Source organism: Rhodococcoides fascians A25f (assembly GCF_000760935.2).
Lineage (GTDB): Bacteria > Actinomycetota > Actinomycetes > Mycobacteriales > Mycobacteriaceae > Rhodococcoides.
Map to the genome: position 1 here is coordinate 4,914,504 of NZ_CP049744.1, position 21,700 is coordinate 4,936,203.

Sequence of the window (21,700 nt, forward strand, 5' to 3'; positions counted from 1 at the left end):
GAGAGAACATGATTCGCCGTCTCGTTCTCATCGCGGTCACTGCCGCACTGGTGGCTCTGTTCGGGTCATCCGCTGTTGCGCTCGCCCAGCCTTCCGCCGTTCCCGCTCCCGCACCGGGTGCGGTCACCGCCCAGCAACCGGCATCGAGGCTGCCCGCGCACTTCCCGGACGATCTCAAGAAATTCATCGGCGGTACCGAGGAATTTCGGAGCGGGCCCTGGTTCGCAGGGGACTGCCGAGACCACGGCGGCGACCTGGGAACCTATATCTCCCAAGCACTCACGAACGAAAACCGGCTCCTGTACTGGACCGCATCGGACGAGAACAAAGCCGTCATGCTCGACGGTGCGAGCGCGGTCGGCGGCGACCCGCAGGCCCAGGCCACGGCCGAGATCACCCGTGAGGCCGTCGCCGACGGGACCGAACCACCCGCCGACGCTCTACCGACCGTATTCCCGGCCGGGGACACCAGTTTTCACCCGCCAACCGGAACCTGCGCCGAGGACCTCGCTCGGTGGGGCACCAAGGAATGGGGCACGTGGGGCTTCGCCTGGGCGCAGAGCCCGGACGCGGACTCGCTGACCGCGATCAAAGCGCTGCCCGGTGCCGACAAGGTGCCCGACGCCGCCTGGTCGGACCCGTGCTCACAGGGTTCGGGCGACCAGTACTGCATGCACGCCTTCTTCGTCGACTGCTCGAAAGCCGAACGGGCAGATGCCAGCCGCTGCCAGGACTGGAATCTGTCGATCGGGCGATTGTTCGCCGGCACCGCGAACTGGATCGACAAGAACACGTCGTTCACCGAGCGCCTCGAGGAAACCCTCGGCAAGGTCATCGCGGCCACCCCGCAGTACAAGCTTGGCAAGGCCTACCTGCAGGCATTCTCCTGGATCTCGGGGGCAGCGAACGACGTCGTCGACTTCGTCACCGATCCGACCACCGTCATCGACGACTGGGTAAACGCCACCAAGAGCGGGGCACTCTCCCTCACCGACGCCGTGCTGCGTGGGCTCACCTCGACCGGCGACTTCGATCCCACCCAGCAGTGGTTCGTGACCTATTACGCCGGATCGACAGGTCTGGGAATCATGGTCATGTCGCTGGCGGTACTGCTGGCGATCATGCGATCACGGCACAAGGGCTCACCATCGGAGCTGGTGGCCAACGTCTTCGGCTACATGCCCGCCGGGGTGGTGATGATGCTGTTCTCCCTGGCCCTGGCTCAACTGGTGATCGAGTTCGCGACGGTGCTCACCGAGGGCATCGCCAGTTTCAGCGGATTCACGATCACCGAGATGGTGCAGAACATCTACGCCACGATGGGCACGCTGAACAAGGACACCGTCGTCGGCGGCTCGATCGTCGGCCTGGTCTTCTTCGGCATCCTGCTGCTCGGCGCGATGTCGGTCTACCTCGGTCTGCTCATGCACCAGATCGGGCTTCCGCTGACCGCGTGCGTCGCCGGAATCGGCTACGGCATGTGGGTGCACCCGACGTGGCGAACCAAAGCGCTGCGGCCACTGTTCACGTTCGTCGGCATCGTGCTCAGCAAGCCGATGCTGTTCCTGCTCATCGCGATCGTGCTCGCCGGGGCCAACAACGCTCTGCTCTCGGGCGGCGGCGGCTCGGGAGACCTGACCTCGCTCGGGGCTCTGGTGCTCGTCGGGGCCTCGATGGTCGTCGTCGGCCTGGCACCGTGGGCGATGCTCGCATGGGCACCGATCCTGCCGACCAAGGCCGACTCCGAAGGATTCGGCCGCGGTGGTGGCTCCGTCGCCGGTGGTGTGATCGGAGGCGTGGGCAGCTCGGCACTGTTCCGCAGCCGCAGCGGCGGAGGTGGCGGAGGCGGCTCGACCGTCACACCGCGCTCGACCCGCTCCGGCGACGGCGTCGACAAGGCCACCCGATCCGCGCATTCGACCCCGACGAACAACTCCACCCCCGGCCACACAACCGGGACCGCCCACAGCGGCGGCACCGACAAGGGCGGGACGTCGACATCGAAGCGCTCGACCATGGGAATGGCCGGCCGACTCGGCGGAAAGCTCGCGACGGGATCGGCCGCGACGGTCGCCTCGGCCGGGGCAGCGGCGGTGCCGATCGCCGCGCAGTCCGCAGCGGCGGCGATGAACAAAGCCAAATCCAGTGCCGAGTCCGCTCCGTCCGAAGCCGAAGGCAGGTAAGCGATGTCGACCGAGACCGTCGAGCACGACAGCGAGCAGAGAACCTCCATCCTGGGCGGTGAGATCGCGCGCCGCGGCATGACCGGGATCTCGGCACCGGTGCTCATCACCTGGACCGCGGCTCTGATCATCGGCGTCGTGTACTACTTCGCGGCCGGTGGCGGCGCGATGACCGTCGGGCTCGTGGCCGTGTTCTACGTCGGGGTGTTCGCCTCGACATACGAATTCGGAGACGTTTCCCTGGCGGCGCGGCAGATGCACCGGTTGCGGAACTGGTCGCGGATGCGGCGCGGGGAGCACGTCTATCGCAACACCGACGACCCTGCCTACGGGGTAGCCGATCTCGACCCCGGCTGGGAGTATCCGGTGCCGCTCGGGCGGACCGCCCCGCTCGACGTCGCCGGCACCGGCCTGGACGAGATGTTCATCGTCCGCACCGCGAACCCCGGCGAGCGGGCCTATTACACGGTCGTACTGTCCGTGCAGGGCCTGGCAGGGGGGCTGCGCACCGACGCGGCCTGGGCGACGACATCGGAGAAGTTCGGTCTGTTCAGCGCCTCGATGGCCCGCAAGACCTCGCTCATCCGCGGAGTGCAGCTGATCCACCGCTCCATTCCCGCGGATCTGACCATGCACGAGGACTGGGTCGAGCGGGAGGTCGAAAAGCTCGGCGACATGCGTCTGCGGGCACCGGTGGAGTCCTACGGCGACCTCATCGACACCATCCGGCCGCACTCGGAAGAGCACCGGGCGTACGTGGTGCTCAAGTTCCCCCAGACCGACCAGTTCGAGGCCGAAGCCGCGCGGGCTGCAGGTGGGAAAGGTGCCCGATTCGAAGGCGGTGTCGCCCAGGTGATCCGCGACGAGACGATGCGTGCGGTGAGCAAACTCGTCGCCGCCGGCATGGGCCGTGTCCAGGTCCTCGGTGAGCAGCGCACCTGCGCGTTGATCCGCGCGTTCGTCGACCCGTCGAACCCACTCGATCGCCACCAAGGGGCGCGGTGGTCGAACTGCTGGCCCTCCTACGTCGGTGGCCAGGACTCGGTGGTGGTGTCGCGGCGCTGGCACACCCGTGTCGGGTTCCTCCCGCCGGCGAGCATCGAACCCATTCCGCTGGGCCCGCTGTGGCTCGCGCCGCTGCTGACCGGTGTCGCCCCCGACATCGGCGACGACGAGAACCCGCCCTCACCGACGATCCGAACAGTCAGTGTCCGAGTCGATTTCGTGCCCGACGCCGTCGCCCGGGAAGCGGCCAGTCAGGACTTCACCCAGGACCGGGCCTCGCAGGAAAGTGCCGCACGCAAAGGCATCACCGGCGACGGCTCGGCCGAAGTGATGGCCACCGCGTCCGGGCGTCGACGCACCGATCTGATGCCGGGCTCGGGCCATCACGGCACCATCTACTCCCTCGCGGTCGCGGTCACGGGCCGCGACGAAGACGACCTCGAGCGGGCCTGCATGCGCGTGGAGGAAGCCGCCGACGAATCGGCAATCAAAACCATCACCTGGCAGGACGACACGCACGACGTCGCCCTGTTCACCACCCTGCCCTTCGCTCGCGGTCTCGCCGTGACGCGCTACACCAAGTAGCCCAGGAGATTTCGATGCCGCAACACACCACCCGTCGTCCGTCCACCCGACCGGCCGCGACCGAGCAACCGGTACGCCCGCGGTTGCTCGGCGGCGATCGCGAACGACTCGGCGACGTCGACGCCGTCCTTGAGGCCGCGCAGGCGGTCCCGAAGCGGATTGCCCGCCGTAAGCCACCTCGGCGGTTCGCGCTCCTAGACCGCTACGGCTGGTACGAACCCCGCTCCGAAGGCGCGTGGAGCACCACCAGGCAGTCCGAAGCGCTGAACCTGGCCATCAGCCGCCGCAGTGCGCGCCACCAGGGAGCGGTGACCGGCCTGAACCGGATCTCCCAGGATCTGGTGATCACCGATCCGTTCGAGCTCTACGGCACCGACATCTCCAACATCAACGTCTGCGTCGTCGGGGACATCGGCAAGGGCAAGTCCTCGATGATCAAGACCGCATTTCTGTGGCGGCAGATCATCTTCGGCCGACAGGTGGTGGTCATCGACAAGAAACGCCAGGGCAGCGAAGGCGAGTACTCCATCTTCGCCCGCACCCTCGAGGTGGAATCGGTCCGGTTCAAAACCGGTGGCGGCGGCGCCAGACTGAACCTGCTCGACCCGGCGATCACCACCGGCGGTGAACACGCCGGCGGCCTCGACGGTGTCACCCCAGCCGGTCAGGAAGCCCTCGTGCTCGCCGTCCTCGCCGACACGATGGAACGCCCGCTGACCACCCCGGAGAAAAGCGCCGTCGGCCGCGCGTTGGAGCTGGTCAACGCCGACGCCGCCGCCACCGGTCGCGCACCGGTGCTCGAGGATCTCGCCCGCCGCCTCGTCGAACCCTCCACCGCCGACGGCACGTACTTCGGTGACCGCTGGTCCGAGCGCTCCCTCGAATGGGGCTACGAACCGGGCCTGGCCCTGCTGCGTCTGGTCGACCGGGACCTCAAAGGTCTCGTCGACGCAGAAACCTCCCCGGAGGTCCGCGCCGCGCTCGAGTACCCCTTCGCGCACTTCGACGTCTCCGCGCTGCCGACCGAAGGGCCTGCGCTGCGGGTGGTGATGACCGTGATCAACACCTGGCTGGCGAACCTGCTCGCGGCACGCTCGTCGGTGTCCAAGCAGACCATCCTCATCGTCGAGGAAGGCTGGCACGTCGCCGAAGGATCGACCGGCGCGGTGTTCCGTTCGAACATGAAACTCTCCCGCGGACTGGGCCTGTCGACCGTCTCGGCCTTCCATCACCCCTCCGACATGTCCCACGATTCCCCCGCCCGGGCGCTCATGCAGGAAGCGGGAATCGTGTTCCTGTTCGCGCAGGAACGCTTCGACGACGCCCGCGAGACAGCCGAGATGTATCACCTCCCGCCCGGGTCCATCGACATCATCATGGGCCTGGGCCAGGGCGAATGCCTGGTCAAGATCGGCTCGGCCGACCCGATCCTGATGGAACACGTCCGCTCCCCGCAAGAGATCGCCCTCACCGACACCGACGCCGCCGTCAAAGGAGTCACGCCCGCATGAGCACCTCACCGCCCTCACCGTCAGCGGCCCGGCGTTCCCGCACCATCGACGTCCACGTGAGCTCGCCGGCCCCGATCGGGTACGACGACACCCGCTCGAGCACCAGGGGCCGGTTCGCAACGTCCTCCGCCGCAGCACGATTCGCCGTCAGCCACGCCGCCGCCCGCGAGGCCGCCGCCCTCGACGCCGGTCGCCCCGCCGTCCCCGTCACTGTCACCATCACTGTCGACGGGCACGACGACGTCTGTGTGTCCGGCACCGCCGGCGAGATCGCCTGCGCCCTCGCCGCCGTCCCGGCCTACAGCGCCGGCGTCCGCACAGCGCGGATACCGGCACCGGCCTACCTTTTTGCCGCCGGCGACGAGGCCGCCCTGCCGATCCAATGGCGGAGCGACCTCGGCCCCGATAGCCGTGTGATTGTGACAACCGGCGTCGACGTGCGTGTGCTCTCGACTCGGCCCGATCCACTGCCGAACTCGACACTGCTGCTCGGACAGTGGGCACCGGACCTCGCGCACCGCCTCGCGCACGACCTCGCCCGCTCGATCACCGAGCGCAGTGGTCGACGGACCCCGGCCACCGTGACGTACCTGCCCGACCAGGGGCGGTTCGAGATCACCCATCCCGCCCCGATCTCCGATACCGACGCCGCCGCGGTGGCCCGGTACATCCGGATCACCCGACTTCGAGCCAACCTCGCCGCCCTCGACCCGGTGGCCGACGCGGACTGCGCTGTCGGTCTCGCCGCCGAGCTGCACGTGCTCGAAAGCTATTCCCGCCATGTCCCTTCCACCGACGACAGGACAGTTCGATGAGTGCGATGCAATCCCCTCCCCGTAGACCCAGTGAGCCGTTCGTTCCATCCGAGGTCTGGGTCGGTGCCGCTCTGATCGTGGGTCTGGTCTTCGCTGTCGCCGGCGGCGGCATGGTCTCCTCGCTGGTCTCGGGCAAGGTGATCGCGATGCCCACCAGCCTCGGTGAGCTGTTGTCGATCTTCCGCGGGTTGGTCACGAACCCGTCGGACCCCGCGGCCGCGTGGCCGGCGACCGCGCAGCCGGGCCCGGCGTGGGTGACCTGGGTGTGCATTCTGGTACTCGGTGCGCTGTATACCGCTGTCGCACTGTGGATCAGCTCCGAGATCGACGACTGGCAGCACCACCGCGGTCAGGCGCAACGTGGATTCGCCGGTCGACGCGAGCTCGTCCGGGCAGGTATCGACGAGAAGAGTGTCCGCAAAGCCGCCGTCGCCACCCGTTCCTCGTTGAAGGGCACGCGGGCATCGAAACTGGACGCGAGCGAGGTCGCGATCGCATTGGGCCGCAACATGGTCGACCCCGACAAGGTCGTCTACATCAAGCAGAACGACTGCATGCTCGTCGAAGGCGTCACCGGCTCGGGTAAGACCTGGCGCGTGGCGTATCAGCGCTGCATGGACGCACCCGGCACCCTGCTCGTGACCTCGACGAAAGTGGACCTGATCTCGTCGACGTACGAGCACCGCGCCGCGCTCGGGCGAGTGTCGATCTTCGATCCGGACAACAAAACCGGGTGGCCCGACCCGATCCGCTGGTCGATCCTCTCCGGATGCCAGGATCCGGACGTGGCGATCCGCCGCGCACAGAGCTTGGTGTCGGCAATGCCGATGGGAGACACCAAGAACGGCGGCTACTGGGAGGACAAAGCAGTAGTGCTGCTGCGCTGCTACCTGCACGCGGCCGCGATCAGTGGTGCGGATCTTGCCACGCTGCGCGTGTGGGTGAACTCCCGCAAAGGCCGCGAACCACGCGAAATCCTCATGCGGACGATGCCCGGCTGGGAAGCCGAACTCGGCCAGATCCTCGACTCCGGATCGGACTCCTCCGACGACATGATCGGAGCGGCCAGCAGACTCCTCGCCCCGCTCGCCTCCCCCGCACTGCTCAAGGCGGTCGATGTGCCGATGCGCGAGTCGTTCGACATCGACGAGTTCATTCGATCCGACGGGGACACGCTGTATCTGGTGTCGAAAGGCAAAGACAACTCGGCGGCACCGTTCATCGCGGCCCTCGCCAGCGAAGTGCACTACCTCGCCGATCGCCACTCGCAGACCCTGCCCGGTGGCCGATTCGATCCCCCGATCCGGTTCGAACTCGACGAAGTCAACAACGTCGCCCCGATCCCGGGCCTACCGGATCTGATGTCGGACTCGGGCGGCCGAGGCATCACCATCCACGCCTACGCCCACAACGAAGAGCAGAACAAGCTCCGCTGGGGCGCGGTCGCCGGCAAGATGTTCGCCGACAACTCCCCCGCCCGCCTGATCCTGCCCGGCCTCAAAGGCGACGAACTGCAGGCGATCTCGAAGATGCTCGGCGACCGGTACGAGTGGCAGCCCTCCGGCAACGCCCAGTCCGGCCCGACGCTGCGAGAGGTACCGGTGATGTCGCCGGCGCAGATCCGCCAGATGGACCCTGACCAAGGGCTGCTGATCTACCGCACCGCGCCGCCGATCCTGGTGCACCTGCCGACAGTGTGGGACGAGAAGGAATCACGCGCCGCGGTGCTGCAATCGCAGAAGGTGTTCGACGAGATCGTGGCGACGGGCACCGCGCCTCGTGCCGGGCTCCGGTCCGGCGCGGTAGTGCTCGACAAGGTCAGTGACGGGACGACACTGTCGTGACCGCACCGGGGGCCGAGCAAGAAGAATTGGTGCCGTCACGGTTCACCTGGCGCTACCTCGACGCCGAACAGGCTCGGGCCCTGTGGACTGAACTGATCGACTGGACCACCTGGCTGCGGGAGCGCTACGAGCTCGGCACCAAGATCCCGCCGTGCTGGTACCGCCACGATCCCGTCGTCGAGGAACTGAGCGCCCTGATGGCGGCGTGGACCGATGCCTACTATCGCGGTGACGAGTACCGGGACGACCTCACCGCCTGGCACACCCAGTGGTTCCGGCCGCTCATGGCGCGCATCCGCGACATCTCGGACTTCGACAGTTGCACTCACGATCGGTGCGCACACCGGCCGTTGCCGTCGGCCACGCTCGCCGGCATCGAGGAGTTCGTCGACGCCGACGTCGCCGCCCGCCCCGAACCGGCACCGCCTGCGCCGGTCGTCGACGTCACCGCGGCCGAGGGAGTGCGCACCATCCCGGCCGACGACATGGACATGGCCATCGACTCCGGTCTCGCCGAGCCGATCGACCCCGCCGACCCCGACAGCCCCGTGAGCTTCGAGGGCATGGAATGGACCTTCGATGCCCGCATGGGTGCCTGGGTTCCTTCCACCTGACCGTCATTTCCACTCCCTGAGCTGCGGGCCTGTAAAGCTCGAGAGTGGCCGCGACGCCGTACATCCCGCCCGGATACGGCCCTCGCGGCCACCGAAGAGAGCAGGACCGCCGAACCTGGGCATCGGCCGGACGTTCCCCGCCCGGACGCCGGCCGATGTCCGGGACAATTCCAGAGCTTCATGCCAGTTGCGGAAGAGTGATGTAGCTCACACCGAAGTATTTGTCGTTTCTGGTTGTTGGCGCAGCTAGTAGGTGAGGACACAATCGAAACGACGGAAGGCCCCACCTATGTCTGACTCAGACGACACGACTCAGCCCGAGAAGACGACCCGTTCGCTCTCCATGTACGAGGTCGAGCGCAAATTCGGCCCTGGTGCCGCCATGCAGCTCGCGCACGTGCGGAAGAACTTGCCGACCTACGCGAAGCAAGCCCGCGATGCAGCCGAGACTGCTGACGCAGCGAAGGCGGGCCCAGGAGCACCCGTCGCTGGTCCGGCCTCTACTCGGCCGGTCCCAGCCACCGGGACCCACAAATCAGCCAGCCGCGTGGACCTCGGGGGGCTTGCCCCACGCATCGAGATGCCTGACTTCGCCGCCTCAATCCCCAAGATGAACTTCTTCGACAACATCGCACCCAAGCTCAACCTCTTCGACAACATCGCACCCAAGATTAATTTCTTCGACAACATCGCACCCAAGATCAACCTGATTCCGCCCATCGAGTTACCCAATCTCCCCGTCTCGATCCCCACGATCCCCGCGACCAACTTCCTCGACAACATCGCACCCAAGATCAACCTGATTCCGCCCATCGAGTTACCCAATCTCTCCGTCTCGATCCCCAAGCTCGACCTCGGTCTCGACTTGGCTGTACCGAGGATCGACCTGGGTGCGTTGAGTGCGATCACGAGCGTCGCGGGGGTGCTCGGCCAGTGGAGCGACTTCTCCTCGCTCCAGATCTTTCCGATCGCCGACACCCTCAGCGCGAGGGTCTCGTCACTGCTCGACGTCTGGAAGGTTCTGGGTGACTTCGGCCATCGGGCGGCGCGGTTTGGGCTCCATGCTGCGCTCGCTGCTCGAGAGGCTGTTCTTCACGGTGAAGCGGAGCCGCTGGTGCGCTTCATGGAGACCTGGTTGCGCGTCAAGCCGACGAAAGAGGGTCAGGATGCCGTCGCAGCTGCGCTTCTCGACGACGACTGGCTGGACGTCACCCCCGACCAGGTGATCTCCACCATCGGAAGTCTGCAGAAGCGTCATCGGAGCATCCAACGCCCCATCACCGAGTCACAGCTCAATCACTTCAAGGTCGTGAGGCTCGACGCAACCATAGGCCGAGACCCGAACGGCGTGACATTCAAGGATCTGGTGCCGGCACAGGCAGATCGAGATCCGTTCGAGGCCGAGTTCAGCGACCCGACACTGGTGTGGATCCTCAGCAAGCTCGACCCGATGGAGCAGGCCATCCTCGCGGCAAAAGCAAGTGGGGCACGTACGTGGGCAGATGCCGCGACCGAGTGCGGTGCTCCTCTGAAACAAGGCGAATCAGTGCGGAGAAAGGTCAACCGATACCGGGACCAGGCGCTGGGCGAGGAAAGGAACGTGAGCTAGGAGCGGTTTTGGACGGCCGACCAGCCCCGACAACGGCCTTTGCCACCGTGTGGTATGATGTAGGTGCAGACGAGTCATGCCCGAAGCGGCTGACGCTTCGGGCTCGTACTGCAGAAAGGAGACAACTTCATGAACGTTGAAACTCAGACGCGCAACAAACGCGTTCGAAATTTCGCTTTCCGCCTGATCGCCCAAACGATCTTGCGTGAAGCCATTCATCTGGTTTTGAACTGCTTCTGATGTATTGAGTTATCTCTGAGTGCTACCTCAGTAGATAACTTTACCGGAGCTTTCAGAAAAGTCAACAACAGGAAGGAGGTCAGCCGGTGGTTGCAGTCGCGCAGACTGCAACCACCACCATCCTGACGTAGGGGTTTACGACCCAGCCTGCGCCGCGGGCCCCTGAAGCCACTCCCGAGCTTCTCCTGTCCGGACAGAACCAGTTACGCCATGGCTGCGAGGGAGAAAGGTCGACATAAGTGGGCGTGAGATAAATCCTGCATAGTCGGCCGCTGGTCGGGCCGCGCGAGCCCGTTCTCACCGACTCTTCGGCCATACGCAGAAACGCAACACTTGCCACCCAGGTGCTTCCCAGGTGACAAGTGTCGAATCGTCGGTCTCTATCGATCCGAGCAGACCGTCGCTTCCTGCCAGTAGCCGTTGTAGAAGAGTCTCCCCTTCGCGCAGGCGGGATCGGAGGGGCGGAGGCTGATGTAATACGTCCAGTTTTGACTGACGTTGTAGTCGACGGAGTATGCGCTGCCTGGGCCGCTCAGCCAGTCGCCGCGGGCTGCTCGGGACTCGATCTGTGACAGTTTCCCCATGTACGAGGTTGTCCTTGCCCAGTTCCCACTGCAGGAGTACGCCCACCTCAGGTCAATCCGACCAATGACCGCACCCCGTCGATCGAGGATGTCCTTGGATTTGACGTTTTGAGCGTTCGGACAGGCAGTAGCCGGGTTCGCAACTCCTCCCGTATCAGCGGCTTCCGCCGGTACCGGTCCGGCGAACACGAGTGCAAACGTCGCCCCCATCACCGCAAGAAAAGCGAACGTCGCACGCACCCATCGCACGTGAATAGGTTGCCTCGGTAGTGCCACGGGGGCAGGACGGTCGTAGTCAAGAACCGAATGCGAAGAGATCATCTGGGGCTCCGTTTCATGTCAGGGGCTCACCGACAGCGGGAGTCGGCTACATCGACAGAACCAGCATCTGTGTCCATCCACACTGGTCCAGAGCCTGGATTGGAATACTGGACGACAAGACTCACGCTGCGGAGCGTGATGCACATGCAAGGGGGGGCCATGACCGAATCGACGGCGAACAAAGCGAGTGGTTTATTGCCGGATGCGCGTTCGGATGAGGAGGGGAACGACACCGTCGATAGCGCGGAGAAGCTTCTCGCCCCCTTCCGAGCAGCCCTGGTCGAGCTGAACGAATCGAGACGGGGCATCGACGCGCTCGCACATCGAGCGAAGTCGCTTGGCTACAAGCCATGTAGCCGCTCGACGATGAGCAATGTCCAGCTGTGCTTAACCTTGCCGACAGCGACCGCAGTTGCGTCGTACGTGGCTGCGGTCACCGGCGACGACGCCACACAAGTCAAAAAATTCGTTGCGTGGCGCGACAACATCAAGGCCGAACTAGACCCCTCGCCAGCCCCAGCAGCCTTACCTTCTCCACCGAACAGTCCTATCCGGCGAACACGGTGGATCCGAGACTGCGTCATCATCTGCACCACTGTGATCGTTACGGCGGCTGCGACTACCGCGATCAACTATTCACTGTTCCGGGGACACGAGACGGCGAGTGGTCCGGCGGTAACAACCGGTCATGATCCGATCGAAGCCGGATGCATCGCGGACGCGGTCAGAGCGAACCTTCCAACAACCAGTGACCAGTTCACGCTCGTAGCGGTGTACTCACCGTCCTGCAACGCCGTGTGGGGGAAAGCCGAGCGACTCGACGGCCAGGGATCGGGCAACACGATCTCCGTCACCACTTATAGAGCGGACGAGAAGGACGGGCCAGACACCCAGACCGTCGTAGAACATGACGTTGGAAACGCCTACACGCCTATAGTGCTCCGCCAAGGACCGACGGATCGCATATGTGTCGATGGGTCGATGACGATCGATGAAGGACAAGCTGTGGTCGACTCGATCGACCCCCAGTGCACATAACAGGCTCGAGGTCCTGATCATCGTCGATGACTTACAGTCCGGGTCGCCGGTTAGGTCCAGGGCGCCGGGCTTGCTGTTGGCGTAGTTGTTCGCGGCGTTCGGCTTTACGTTGTTCGGCGAGGCGTAGTTGTTCGGCTGCACGATGCTCGGCGGCCTCTCGCCGCGCCCGGTCCGTGTCGACGATCGGATCGGGCGTCGCAGGTTGCGGAGCCGGCGTCGTCTGCTGTCCGGGGCCTGCGTGTGCGGGCACCGACGCGGGTGTGGTGACTGTCTTGATGCGGGCGTTGACCTGATCCCACGCGCGGGCCGCTTCGCCGTGTTCGGGTCGGTCTCCGATGAGCGTGCGGTCGGTGTCGATGCCGAATTGTTCCCGGTAGGCCCCGACCTGCCCGGCGGTGATCTGCCAGCGCAATCGGGCACCGCCGGAGTCGGGCACCTCGCCGAGGTGGCGGGTCCAGGCGGGTTGTTCGTCGACGGCGTGCTGGCCGAGCTCGCGGGTGCGTTCAGCGATCTCGGTGTATCGGCGGCGAGTCCAGGCGACGAGTTCGGGGTCGATTCCTTCGCGGTCCTGCATCGGCGGCAGCACCCAGCTCGGGGCACTGTGGTCGCGTGATTCTCGGCCGAGGGGCCAGCGTCGTTCGGCGTCGTCGAGCAGATCCGCTGCGCTCGAGTCGGGGTCGGTGACACCGCGCCGCAGTTCCACGATCGCGGCGTGGGGGTCTTTGCCGGCGCGTTCGGCATTGCGCAGATGGGCGACGAGGTCGGGCCACGCCCCGTCGTCGGCGAGGATGTTCTCGGCGTGCTCACCGAACTGGGTCCGCAGCGTCGGTTCGATGCTCTGCGCCCAGGCGTGCATCTCGTCTGCGCCGTTCTCGATGTGCTTTTCGAGTCGCCAGTGCATCACGGCGGAGACGGAGTCGGCGCTGGCGAGTTCGCGCTGTGAGCGTGCGGCGGCGAGGGTGGGGGCTGCGTCGAGGCCGAGCTGCTCGGCGCGGCGGTACTGGTGGACGAAGGTGTCCCATTCGGCTTCGGTGATCATCGTGTTCGCCAGTTCCGGCCCCATGTTCTCGCGGACGATCGCTTCGATGCGGTGCGCGTCGATGAGTTCGCCCGCGTACTCGTATCCGCCGACGTTGTAGTCGAGCTTGCGGTGTGCGACGGCTGCGTCGCGTTGCTGTTCGGTCGCCGAGACGTCCGAGCCGTCGCGGCCGATGATGGTCCGCACGACTTCGTCGGCGATCTTCTTGTCCGGGTGCACGTGGATCAGGTGCGGGTCGACGATCCGGTCGATGGGCACGTACAGCTGGTTTCCATCACGGCCACGAGTGAGGGCGACGTAGAGGGCTTGCCGGTTCATGGTGTCGTCGACGAGGACGTGGACCTGGTCGACGGTCATCCCTTGCGACCGGTGGATAGTGGCCGCGTAACCGAGCTCGCAGTGCTCTGTGACGTACTCGGCCGGCAGGCGGATGCTCCCGCCGTGTTCGAGGTGGCGCACGGTCAGCGATCCGTCGCGGTGCGCGGTCTTGACCGTCCACAAGTCGCCGTTGCGGACCCGTTCCCCACGTGTGCCGGTCACCCGCAAGCTGGTGTCGTTGCGGCGGGTGACGATGCGGTCCCCGGCGCTGGCGCGCAGTCCGTCGGACAGATCGTTGCCGCCCTTCTTGACCAGTCCCTTGGCGAGTCGATCAGTGCGGGCCCGGTCGTTGAGGTCGCGGACGGCGTGGTTGCTGCTGGCGATCATCAGCGACGTCGTCTCGGTCTCCGAGGTCTCCGCCCAGGCGGTGAAGACCTTTTCGGCGAGGTCGTCCGCCATGCCGTGCTGCACCCGGTCTTTCGCGGCGTACCAGGCCGCGACGGAGGTATCACCGTCGCGCAGTCGCAGCGAGATCTCGGCTTCCTCTTTGTCGCGGAAGCGGTGGACGTCGACCAGTTCCGGTGCCGCGCTCGATCGAGCGACCAGCCGCAGTGCACCGCCCGTGTCGACGGCGGCGAGCTGCTGCGGGTCACCGAGTAGCCGGACCACTGCGCCGTGCTCGGCGGCGATGTAGGTCAGCCGGTCCAGATTGTGTGTCGAGGCCATGCCTGCTTCGTCGACGAGGATCATCGCGCCCGGGGTGATGCCGGTGTCGAGTTCGTTCTCGTAGCGGGTGAGAACGTCGGCGATGGTGCGGCCGGTGACACCCAGTTCGGTGCCCAGGACGTCGGCGGCTTTCGCGGACGGTCCGAGGGCGATCACGTCGTATCCGGCACTGCGCCACGCATCGACGACGACGCGCATGGCGGTGGTCTTGCCGGTTCCGGCCGGTCCGACGCCGGCAGCCAAGAGAGCACCGGAGAAGAGAAAATGTTCGACGAGTGCTTTCTTGTCCGCGCCGAGGTCCCAGCCTTTGAGTTGGGTGTGCGCGGCGAGGGCTGCGGTGTAGGCGTGGGCAGGTGCCATGACCGCGGTCGGGGTGTGGGCGGCACCGACGAGGCGGTGTTCGGCGGCGAGGATCGCTGCGCTGGTGTAGGTCTCGTTGCCGTGCACGGTCAGGATCGACTCCCCGTCGCTGCGTTGCAGCGCCTTGGGTGTCGCGTCGACCTGCCGGGTCAACCGGATGGACTCTGCGCCGAGCGCGGCTTCGGTGACCTTCTCGGCGACCGCGTCACGCTCGGCCGCGGTCGCGAACACCAGCGGCCGCAGTTGTCGTTGGACTTCGGCTTGGATGTGCCAGCGGTTCCAGCTCGAGCGTTGCTGTGCGATGCGTGCGACTGCGGTGCGGGCGATCTCGCGGTGGTCGATCGAGGCGGCGTCGGTGACGCTGATCGTGTTCCCGGTGCTCGATTTCAGTGCTGAGTTCAGGGCGCGGCGGCCGACGACGTCGAGCGCGCGTTTGCGCCATTCCGCGCGTTGGGCACCGAGCGATTTCGGTGGTGCTTTCTCGTTGCGGGTTTCCAGGGTCGCTTGGTCGGCGAGGCGCATCTGCATCGCGGTCGAGGGGTCTTTGCCGTGGGTCTTGCGGTAGTCGGAGACGAGCTTTTCCAGGCGTGACTCGATGGCGTCGCGGCGGGAGAACTCGCTGAGCAGTGCGGTGGGGATGCCCTCGATTTCGCGGACGGCGCGTTTGTTGGTTCCGGTGCCGGGTCGGTCGGCGAATACGGTGCCGAGCTCGCGGGTGACGTACTCCTCGATGAGGGTGTTGTAGCGCTCGGATGCGGCGACGGCGAGCTTGTGCAGCACGCGGCCGTCGAGGCTGCGCCATTTGCCGTCGATGCCTTGCACTTTGGTGGAGATCGCGACGTGGGTGTGCAGGTTCGGGTCACCGTTACGGTTGTCGCGGTGATCGAACCGGGTGTACATCAGGCCGGTCGATTCGATCTGTCCCACACCGGCTTTCCCGACGCGAGTGTAAGAGGCGTTGTCCTCAACCCAGCCGATGGCATCGCTCACCGCGGCGCTGTGTGCGCGCTCGATCGCGACACGGGTGTCGTCGTCACCCAGCCCCCAGAGAACGGACACCGACTTCTGCGGAGTCAGCACGCAGTCGTAGCCGGCGACGGGTTGACGTTCGCGGCGCTGCTGCGAGGCGATGTAGCGGACGAGCTCGGCTTCACTGGCCGGTGACCGGCCGACTTCGCGGTGGAACTCGTCGGCTCCGACGCGGTAGCGGATCTGCTGGCACTGCTCGGCGGTGAGCGGCTTTCCGCCGGCGGCGCGGTCGTTATCGATCTCGGCGCGGATACGTTTCATCAGCGGCACCTCGTTGCGGAAGCTCGCGAACTTGCGGCCGAGTCGCACGCTCTCGATCGCCGCGTTCGCCTTCGTACCGTCGAGGACTGCGGCCTCGATCAGCGCCTGGGCTTCGGGGTGCAGGCCTTCACCGAACAGCGCCTTCATCTGGTCCTCGCGGACGTACCCGGACACCCCCAGCTCGGCCGAGGCCCGTCCTCCCCAGATGCCCGGTTCGGTGCCTTCGGCGGCGTAGTAGTCGGTGAGATCTTGGCCGCGTTCGAGGCGGATATCGGCGCTGGCGACCTCGCGGGTGAGGTAGGTGTAGCCGTCGCCCGCGTGCAGCGCGTGGACGGTCATCATCGCGGGCACCGCCGCCGACGAGGTTGTGTGCGGCGAGATCTCACGAGTCGATCTCCCTCGAAATCTGCTTCTAAATCGCGCGGCACAGTCGCGATAGTACGCAGATTCCGCCCATGGACACTAATAGTGCAAGAGGTGTGTGACGTTTGGTTTTTCATTTCGCGAAGAGACACAGGAAATCTGAAGTCGATAGTATCTAGATTTCGGACGAACTAGAACGTGCATGGACGGTGAGGGACGAAAGTTGAAGCAGGACAGATCAATCAGGGCGACCGTGGGTGCGTAGCACTCTTCCGCCGGCCGGCATGTCGGCGGTAGCCTGTCCCGTATGACTCCCTCAAACGGTGGACCGATCAGCGCTCGGGAACGGGCTCGGCGGGCGAATGCGCAGCGATTGTCGGACGCACAGTTGCGTTTGAAGAATCAGGAGCAGGATTTGATCTCGTATTTCGATGCCACCCGCGACGAACAAAAAATCAACGACGATGTGACCACGAGGATCGAGCGGTTGCGGCGGGACGCGGAAACCAAACTCGACGCGGCGTATGAGAGACGCGCAAGAGCACTGGCCGAGCTCAAGAAACGCGGTGAAACATACGCCAGCATCGCTGCGCTGGTGGATCTTTCGGTGCCGGAAGCGACGCGATTGGTCAAATCGACGATGTCGGCACGTTCGACCGCCAGGCCCGATATCGGTTCGGCTGCAGAGAATGACGCGGGTGACACGAGTAGCACAGAAGAACATTTGGAGAGCCCTGGGGATTCCGCATCAACTTCATCTGCAGAGCCTTCGACAGAAGGAGACGCAGGCGCGGATGGAGAGGGCGCGCGCAGCATCGCCTGACATATGAGCGAAGCTAGCGCCGCAGGCTTCACGACCGCACACATCGAGGGCTCTGACTCAGTGCAACACAACGATATTTCGAGAACACAATGAGAACGCACGCCCACTGCACATGGTTACGGCGAAGTATTTATATGGCTGGCTCGGTGTGGGATCCGGCTTGCGATAGGAGGTGCACGATCGTGATCGCACTTGTTGCCGTCGGCTTGATCGTCGTAGGAGCGCTGTGGCGAGCTGGAAAGTCCGAGTCAGGTTGGCGGTTCGCTCCCCTGCGTGCAACGGGAGTCATCGCCGGCGGCGTGTTTCGCATCGGCGTGGTTGTTGCTTCGATCATGTTTGCCGTAGTCGTTGCTGTTGCCATCGGCGCGTTGCGCACCACCTTCCAAAGGGTCGTCGAAGCTGCATCATGTGGCTAGCTTGCGGCGGGGTCTGCCTGTTGCTCGACCCGTCTTCACGGCTCCGCGCCATTTCAGCGTCGTAGCGCGACTGTGCTCATGCGCTTTTGTTGTTCTACGGTCGAGCTGCGGCGTGCGTGTCAGCTCAGAAGGACATCCGTTCAGTCGCACACCCAGCGAAGCAACGCAGGTGCGTGGAACGGTGCGGTAGCGAACGGCCGTGTCGCTGAAGAGCGCGGATGTCGGTGCTGGTTACGCTCATAGATAAGAATGCGGTTGCGCATAGCGAATGTGTCGATGAAAGATTTTTCGGCTGTGGCCAAACGAGTGACAACCCAATTGGTGGACGATATCGACGGTTCGGTCATCGACGACGAGTCCGGCGAGACGATCGAATTCGCGATCAACGGCGTCGAGTACTCGATCGATCTGAAAGCGAAAAATGCGAACGAGTTTCACAAGAAGCTCGACTACTACGTCGGGCACGCGACACGGGTCGGTGGCCGCAAGCGCAAGCCCTCCGCCGCTGCCGCGTCTGCCGCTACAGCGGCCGGCGGATCAACCAAGCGTGATCCGGAGCAGACGCGGGCGATTCGGCAGTGGGCATTCGACCAGGGCTACGAGATCAGCGAACGCGGCCGCATCCCGGCCGACATCGAAGAGGCCTACAACGCCGCACACTGACAGGCGGCGAGCCGCCTGCGGCGACGCGAGCGGCGGCTTTATGTTCTCTCTGCTGTCCGGGCTGTGGCACGAGGGAGCGCAGTGGAGTTCGATTCACCTGCCGCCCGCATGGCGGCCACTCGTTCTGCGTAGTCGACGGCATCGATTCCCGACGTTCGCGAAATGACGAAGGCCCGTCCTTTGGTTGGGGGCGGGCCTTGTCGGATTGATGGGGTGTTCAGTCAGTCGGCGGCTTAATGTCTTTGCCTGCGGCGACGTCGCGTAGCCACTGCGGGACTGGATCGTTGTCGTACTCGCGGAGCTTGATCGAGGCTCCTGCGGCTGCGGCGCGGACCTTCCGGCGTTGCTCGGGGGTCCAGGCCCGGCGTGGTTCGGTGGTGGTCATGGGCGCTCCTCGCGGTGTGTTGTAGGTCCATTGTCGCTGTTGTCGTCGGTTTCCGCCAGGTCGTCGCTGCTGGGCGAAATATCTCGGTCGGCAATTGCTCGGAGTGTGCGACGGTCGGTCTTGGCGATGAAGGGAGTTGCGGCGACGGTGCCGAACACTGTCCAGCCGAGCGCAACTTCGTCGGGGTTGTCGCTAACGGTGCGTTCGAGGCACCAGGTGATTCGTTGCCAGGATTGGGAGCGGTTGTCCGCTCGGGTGCGTTGGTTGACGGTTCCGGCGACGCCGACGACGGCGAAGACGCCGACTATGAGGGTGATCCAGGCTTGTGCTGGCACGGGCCGAGTTCCTTCCGTGTGGTGGGTTCGAATGCGGCGCGCTGCGCAGCACCTTCTGACATCTCGTCGAAGTTTCGTCCCGCGGCGGGCTTGTGGCGTTGGGCCGAACGTTGTTCAGTGCGCGGAAGCGCTCCGCGTCAACGCAGAAGCGCTGGAGTAAGTTCGCTTTCGATCTGCACCGGGTCGATATATACCGTGAATTCAGACCAACAGGTCATACGCCCACTCGTACACCCAGCGAGGCATCTTGGGTGCATCGAACGGTGCGGTAGCGAAACTCGATCCGAAGTGCATTGCGCACGCCGGGATTGCATCGACTGTGCGGGTGCCGAAGGACCTTGCTGCGACAATCCACTGTCCACGGTGATTCACTCGGATTGCAGTCGACACTGTGCACCGCCCACCGGAGTATCCAGCGGTCAGCTGGTGGCATTCCCACTCGACGTGCTGGTTCTGTCCGAAGAAGTGTGTCAGCGTCTCGGCGAAGGATGGCCCGTAGAGGGTCCCTCGGTCGGTGTCGATGCGGATGAAGTTCATGGTGTCGGCCTTTTCGGGTCACGGCGGCAATGCGAGGTGTGCGTTGAATCTTGCTCAGAACAGAGGAATTTGGTTGCGCGCCGCGAGACTCTCGCGGCGCTCTCGGAACTTGCCCAGAAGGTCTGAGGCGACGGCCTCGGTGTACCCGATGGACCGCGCAACCTCACTGAGCGTGTTGCCGTCGGACAGAGCATCATGGATCTCACAACCGACAGCGAGGTCCTCGAGTTCGTCTCTATCGAGATGCGCGACATCTGCGGCGGCCAACCGGACAGAAGCGAGGGCAGCTCGACGCGCCTCATCGCCCGACTCTGTCTCTCCCCGCGCCGTCACTGTGCGCTGCCTCTGCGGAAGGCGTTCAGGCGGTTCGTCGCTTCACGTTGCGCCCTTCCAATTTCGACGAGCTGGTCGAACAGAAATTCTTCCGGCGCTTCCTCGGCGAGCTGCTGAATTCTGATCCCAGCGTCGAAAAAACTACGTCGGTAACTTTCCGACAGGACCATGCCGGCGTAGTCGGTCGCCGATGCTCCGCATGCGTTCCCTGCGGTGACGTCGGTCAGTGTTCGACGCAGCCGTGCACCGCGGTGTCCGCTGGCACCCGACCGGACGAGGACGCCCAGAACACTCGCGGGGTCGTGTGGGAGATTGTCGGTGATCAGCTCCTGCACGATGCCGTACAGCTCGCGATAGACGGGATCATAAAAATCGTTAGCCCGCAATGTCGCTGCGATGCGGGCGGCCTCGTCGGTGTCCTGCAACCACATCATTGCGCAGATCGTCAGTGCTTCCGGCGCCGTCTCCGGATGGTCCGTCAGATCAGCGTGATCGTCGTCGGCGGGTTCGACTGCTCTCAACGGGGTCATCTGTTCGCCTCGTTTCTTTTTGCGGGGTCAGGTGCGGGAGAACTGGATTCGGTATTCCGGTGGTGCCTTGCTCGGTCCTGCAGAGTTCATCGTCATCGTAGAAATCCGGATCAGATGTAGAGAAGGTTCGGTGGCGCAGAGCCGTCGAACTGCTCGAGGCTGTCGAGGACGGCGTTGTAGTTCTCGGGCCTGCAGCTTCCGAGTCCGACGATGAGGGCACAGGTTCCGTCGAGTGTGACGAGGTAGGACGGCGGGCTGCCGTTGTCGGACGATGCGTGCTCGCGCGCATCGAGGAGGGCGATACGGACGGCATCGGCGGCGGCGCGTTTCGCAGCCTGGAGATTGGGTTCTGCTCCGGTCGCGGTCAGAATTTCCGGGTTGTCCTCAGGGTGTGTGGTGACTGTCCATGTGATCATCGTTGGTTCCTTGTCGCTCGTGCCGGCCAGCTGCTTCTAATCGAGCGTCACACGAGGTCCGTAACAAAGCGTTCGCTGCGGACACCGATCGAACGAGGATGTGGACAACTGTCGTGTCGAGTCAGCCTGTGGATAAACGACGTTCGGCCCCGGGGTTGGGACCGAACGTGTGGTATTAGACGTCGTCAAAGACATCGAGGAGTTTGGCGGGGTCGCGGCGGTAGCGGCTGCCGTCGAGAAATACTCCGACGGCAGCGCGGTGAACGCGTCGGAGTTCGGCCATCAGGGTGTCGTACCCGATGCGGTCGGTGATACGCCAGGTGACAGGTCCCATGTGCAGGTCTACCCAGTGGATCGTGCGACGTTGTTCGGAGCTGTAGCGGTGGTGCGGCACTGCGGTGTGTTCGGGGCTGTCGAGCCACAGGACAGAGATCGCGGCGGCCCCGAATTCTGCGCCTGGTTGGGCGGGGTGGGGGGCTTGTCCGTCGGCTCCGGCGAGTGCGGCCCGGACGGTGGCAAATCCGGTGATGACTGCGGATACTGTTTGGGCGCTTCGGAAGGTCATCATGACGTGACCTAGTGCGACGATCATCTGCGCTTCGTCGGTGGCTGCGGAGGTAGCGGTGATAGTGGCCTGTTGGGGTCCGGAGACCAGGACGGTTGTGTGGGTGACGATTCCGGTGGTCCGGGCGTTGTGTGCGGCGGTGGTCCGTCGTCCTGTGCTGGAAGTATTCTGCGGCATGTCGGGCTCTCTTTCTGTTGCGTGACCGGCTCCCCCGGCCCTTTCGCTCTGCCAATTTCTTTCGCCGTCATCTGG

At 64.9% G+C, this 21,700-nt stretch carries 20 protein-coding genes; 11 read left to right on the top strand and 9 right to left on the bottom strand.

Annotated elements, in window-relative coordinates; genetic code table 11:
• The first annotated feature begins 8 nt into the window (after nt 1–8).
• From BH93_RS23030 to BH93_RS23060, 7 genes are all read left to right on the top strand, one after another.
• Nucleotides 9–2,183, top strand: a complete 2,175-nt coding sequence (locus BH93_RS23030) for a hypothetical protein (protein ID WP_037172769.1) — start codon at nt 9–11, stop codon at nt 2,181–2,183.
• 3 nt (nt 2,184–2,186) lie between these two features.
• Nucleotides 2,187–3,773 carry an SCO6880 family protein gene (locus tag BH93_RS23035; protein ID WP_052064962.1) on the top strand — a complete coding sequence of 529 codons (1,587 nt, stop codon included), beginning with the start codon at nt 2,187–2,189 and terminating at the stop codon, nt 3,771–3,773.
• A 14-nt stretch (nt 3,774–3,787) separates the two neighbouring features.
• Nucleotides 3,788–5,284: an ATP-binding protein gene (locus BH93_RS23040; RefSeq protein WP_037172774.1), complete on the top strand. Its 1,497-nt coding sequence runs from the start codon at nt 3,788–3,790 to the stop codon at nt 5,282–5,284.
• Nucleotides 5,281–6,099 carry a hypothetical protein gene (locus BH93_RS23045; protein ID WP_080738971.1) on the top strand — a complete coding sequence of 273 codons (819 nt, stop codon included), beginning with the start codon at nt 5,281–5,283 and terminating at the stop codon, nt 6,097–6,099. Before BH93_RS23040 ends, BH93_RS23045 begins: the two co-directional genes overlap by 4 nt.
• Nucleotides 6,096–7,943 (top strand): type IV secretory system conjugative DNA transfer family protein, encoded by a 1,848-nt coding sequence (locus tag BH93_RS23050; RefSeq protein ID WP_037172780.1) that lies wholly within the window; start codon nt 6,096–6,098, stop codon nt 7,941–7,943. Before BH93_RS23045 ends, BH93_RS23050 begins: the two co-directional genes overlap by 4 nt.
• A complete protein-coding gene (locus BH93_RS23055; RefSeq protein WP_037172784.1) occupies nt 7,940–8,557 on the top strand; it encodes a DUF4913 domain-containing protein in 618 nt (205 codons plus the stop codon). Before BH93_RS23050 ends, BH93_RS23055 begins: the two co-directional genes overlap by 4 nt.
• A gap of 289 nt (nt 8,558–8,846) precedes the next feature.
• Nucleotides 8,847–10,166 carry a hypothetical protein gene (locus BH93_RS23060; protein WP_037172785.1) on the top strand — a complete coding sequence of 440 codons (1,320 nt, stop codon included), beginning with the start codon at nt 8,847–8,849 and terminating at the stop codon, nt 10,164–10,166.
• 620 nt (nt 10,167–10,786) lie between these two features.
• Here the strand turns inward: BH93_RS23060 and BH93_RS23065 are convergent.
• Nucleotides 10,787–10,990 (bottom strand): hypothetical protein, encoded by a 204-nt coding sequence (locus tag BH93_RS23065; RefSeq protein WP_155290903.1) that lies wholly within the window; start codon nt 10,988–10,990, stop codon nt 10,787–10,789.
• Between the two features lie 480 nt (nt 10,991–11,470).
• Between BH93_RS23065 and BH93_RS23070 the strand changes: the two genes are divergently transcribed.
• Nucleotides 11,471–12,349 (top strand): DUF2690 domain-containing protein, encoded by an 879-nt coding sequence (locus BH93_RS23070; protein WP_165712824.1) that lies wholly within the window; start codon nt 11,471–11,473, stop codon nt 12,347–12,349.
• A 31-nt stretch (nt 12,350–12,380) separates the two neighbouring features.
• Here the strand turns inward: BH93_RS23070 and mobF are convergent, their stop codons facing one another.
• Entirely contained in the window at nt 12,381–16,424 is a 4,044-nt protein-coding gene (mobF, locus tag BH93_RS23075; RefSeq protein ID WP_037172793.1) for a MobF family relaxase, read from the bottom strand.
• A 328-nt stretch (nt 16,425–16,752) separates the two neighbouring features.
• Between mobF and BH93_RS23080 the strand changes: the two genes are divergently transcribed.
• The 3 genes from BH93_RS23080 (at nt 16,753) to BH93_RS23090 (ending at nt 18,347) form a co-directional block, all read left to right on the top strand.
• On the top strand, nt 16,753–17,268 hold the full coding sequence (locus BH93_RS23080; RefSeq protein WP_037172795.1) for a hypothetical protein: 516 nt from the start codon (nt 16,753–16,755) through the stop codon (nt 17,266–17,268).
• A gap of 182 nt (nt 17,269–17,450) precedes the next feature.
• Nucleotides 17,451–17,684, top strand: a complete 234-nt coding sequence (locus BH93_RS23085; RefSeq protein WP_037172798.1) for a hypothetical protein — start codon at nt 17,451–17,453, stop codon at nt 17,682–17,684.
• Nucleotides 17,685–17,960: 276 nt separating this feature from the next.
• The gene (locus tag BH93_RS23090) at nt 17,961–18,347 is read left to right on the top strand and encodes a histone-like nucleoid-structuring protein Lsr2 (protein WP_371832077.1); all 387 of its coding nucleotides are present in this window, start codon (nt 17,961–17,963) and stop codon (nt 18,345–18,347) included.
• Nucleotides 18,348–18,564: 217 nt separating this feature from the next.
• Here the strand turns inward: BH93_RS23090 and BH93_RS23095 are convergent, their stop codons facing one another.
• The 7 genes from BH93_RS23095 to BH93_RS23125 form a co-directional block, all read right to left on the bottom strand.
• The gene (locus BH93_RS23095; protein WP_155290904.1) at nt 18,565–18,732 is read right to left on the bottom strand and encodes a hypothetical protein; all 168 of its coding nucleotides are present in this window, start codon (nt 18,730–18,732) and stop codon (nt 18,565–18,567) included.
• On the bottom strand, nt 18,729–19,067 hold the full coding sequence (locus BH93_RS23100) for a hypothetical protein (RefSeq protein ID WP_052064964.1): 339 nt from the start codon (nt 19,065–19,067) through the stop codon (nt 18,729–18,731). The genes BH93_RS23095 and BH93_RS23100 overlap by 4 nt, the downstream gene beginning before the upstream one ends.
• 201 nt (nt 19,068–19,268) lie before the next feature.
• The gene (locus tag BH93_RS23105) at nt 19,269–19,604 is read right to left on the bottom strand and encodes a hypothetical protein (protein ID WP_037172800.1); all 336 of its coding nucleotides are present in this window, start codon (nt 19,602–19,604) and stop codon (nt 19,269–19,271) included.
• Between the two features lie 54 nt (nt 19,605–19,658).
• A complete protein-coding gene (locus BH93_RS23110; RefSeq protein ID WP_037172801.1) occupies nt 19,659–19,937 on the bottom strand; it encodes a hypothetical protein in 279 nt (92 codons plus the stop codon).
• Nucleotides 19,934–20,467, bottom strand: coding sequence for a DnaB-like helicase N-terminal domain-containing protein (locus BH93_RS23115; protein ID WP_037172804.1), 534 nt, complete (start codon nt 20,465–20,467; stop codon nt 19,934–19,936). Before BH93_RS23115 ends, BH93_RS23110 begins: the two co-directional genes overlap by 4 nt.
• A 110-nt stretch (nt 20,468–20,577) precedes the next feature.
• Nucleotides 20,578–20,883 carry a hypothetical protein gene (locus BH93_RS23120; RefSeq protein ID WP_037172806.1) on the bottom strand — a complete coding sequence of 102 codons (306 nt, stop codon included), beginning with the start codon at nt 20,881–20,883 and terminating at the stop codon, nt 20,578–20,580.
• A 175-nt stretch (nt 20,884–21,058) separates the two neighbouring features.
• Nucleotides 21,059–21,625, bottom strand: a complete 567-nt coding sequence (locus tag BH93_RS23125; protein ID WP_037172809.1) for a hypothetical protein — start codon at nt 21,623–21,625, stop codon at nt 21,059–21,061.
• Nucleotides 21,626–21,700 lie beyond the last annotated feature (75 nt).

Excerpts from the sequence above, each read along its gene's own strand:
- BH93_RS23030 (WP_037172769.1), top strand. The coding sequence starts at position 9 with ATGATTCGCCGTCTCGTTCTCATCGCGGTCACTGCCGCACTGGTGGCT.
- BH93_RS23035 (WP_052064962.1), top strand. The coding sequence starts at position 2,187 with ATGTCGACCGAGACCGTCGAGCACGACAGCGAGCAGAGAACCTCCATC.
- BH93_RS23040 (WP_037172774.1), top strand. The coding sequence starts at position 3,788 with ATGCCGCAACACACCACCCGTCGTCCGTCCACCCGACCGGCCGCGACC.
- BH93_RS23045 (WP_080738971.1), top strand. The coding sequence starts at position 5,281 with ATGAGCACCTCACCGCCCTCACCGTCAGCGGCCCGGCGTTCCCGCACC.
- BH93_RS23050 (WP_037172780.1), top strand. The coding sequence starts at position 6,096 with ATGAGTGCGATGCAATCCCCTCCCCGTAGACCCAGTGAGCCGTTCGTT.
- BH93_RS23060 (WP_037172785.1), top strand. The coding sequence starts at position 8,847 with ATGTCTGACTCAGACGACACGACTCAGCCCGAGAAGACGACCCGTTCG.
- BH93_RS23065 (WP_155290903.1), bottom strand. The coding sequence starts at position 10,990 with ATGGGGAAACTGTCACAGATCGAGTCCCGAGCAGCCCGCGGCGACTGG.
- BH93_RS23070 (WP_165712824.1), top strand. The coding sequence starts at position 11,471 with ATGACCGAATCGACGGCGAACAAAGCGAGTGGTTTATTGCCGGATGCG.
- mobF (WP_037172793.1), bottom strand. The coding sequence starts at position 16,424 with ATGATGACCGTCCACGCGCTGCACGCGGGCGACGGCTACACCTACCTC.
- BH93_RS23080 (WP_037172795.1), top strand. The coding sequence starts at position 16,753 with ATGACTCCCTCAAACGGTGGACCGATCAGCGCTCGGGAACGGGCTCGG.
- BH93_RS23090 (WP_371832077.1), top strand. The coding sequence starts at position 17,961 with ATGAAAGATTTTTCGGCTGTGGCCAAACGAGTGACAACCCAATTGGTG.
- BH93_RS23095 (WP_155290904.1), bottom strand. The coding sequence starts at position 18,732 with ATGACCACCACCGAACCACGCCGGGCCTGGACCCCCGAGCAACGCCGG.
- BH93_RS23105 (WP_037172800.1), bottom strand. The coding sequence starts at position 19,604 with ATGAACTTCATCCGCATCGACACCGACCGAGGGACCCTCTACGGGCCA.
- BH93_RS23115 (WP_037172804.1), bottom strand. The coding sequence starts at position 20,467 with ATGACCCCGTTGAGAGCAGTCGAACCCGCCGACGACGATCACGCTGAT.
- BH93_RS23120 (WP_037172806.1), bottom strand. The coding sequence starts at position 20,883 with ATGATCACATGGACAGTCACCACACACCCTGAGGACAACCCGGAAATT.
- BH93_RS23125 (WP_037172809.1), bottom strand. The coding sequence starts at position 21,625 with ATGCCGCAGAATACTTCCAGCACAGGACGACGGACCACCGCCGCACAC.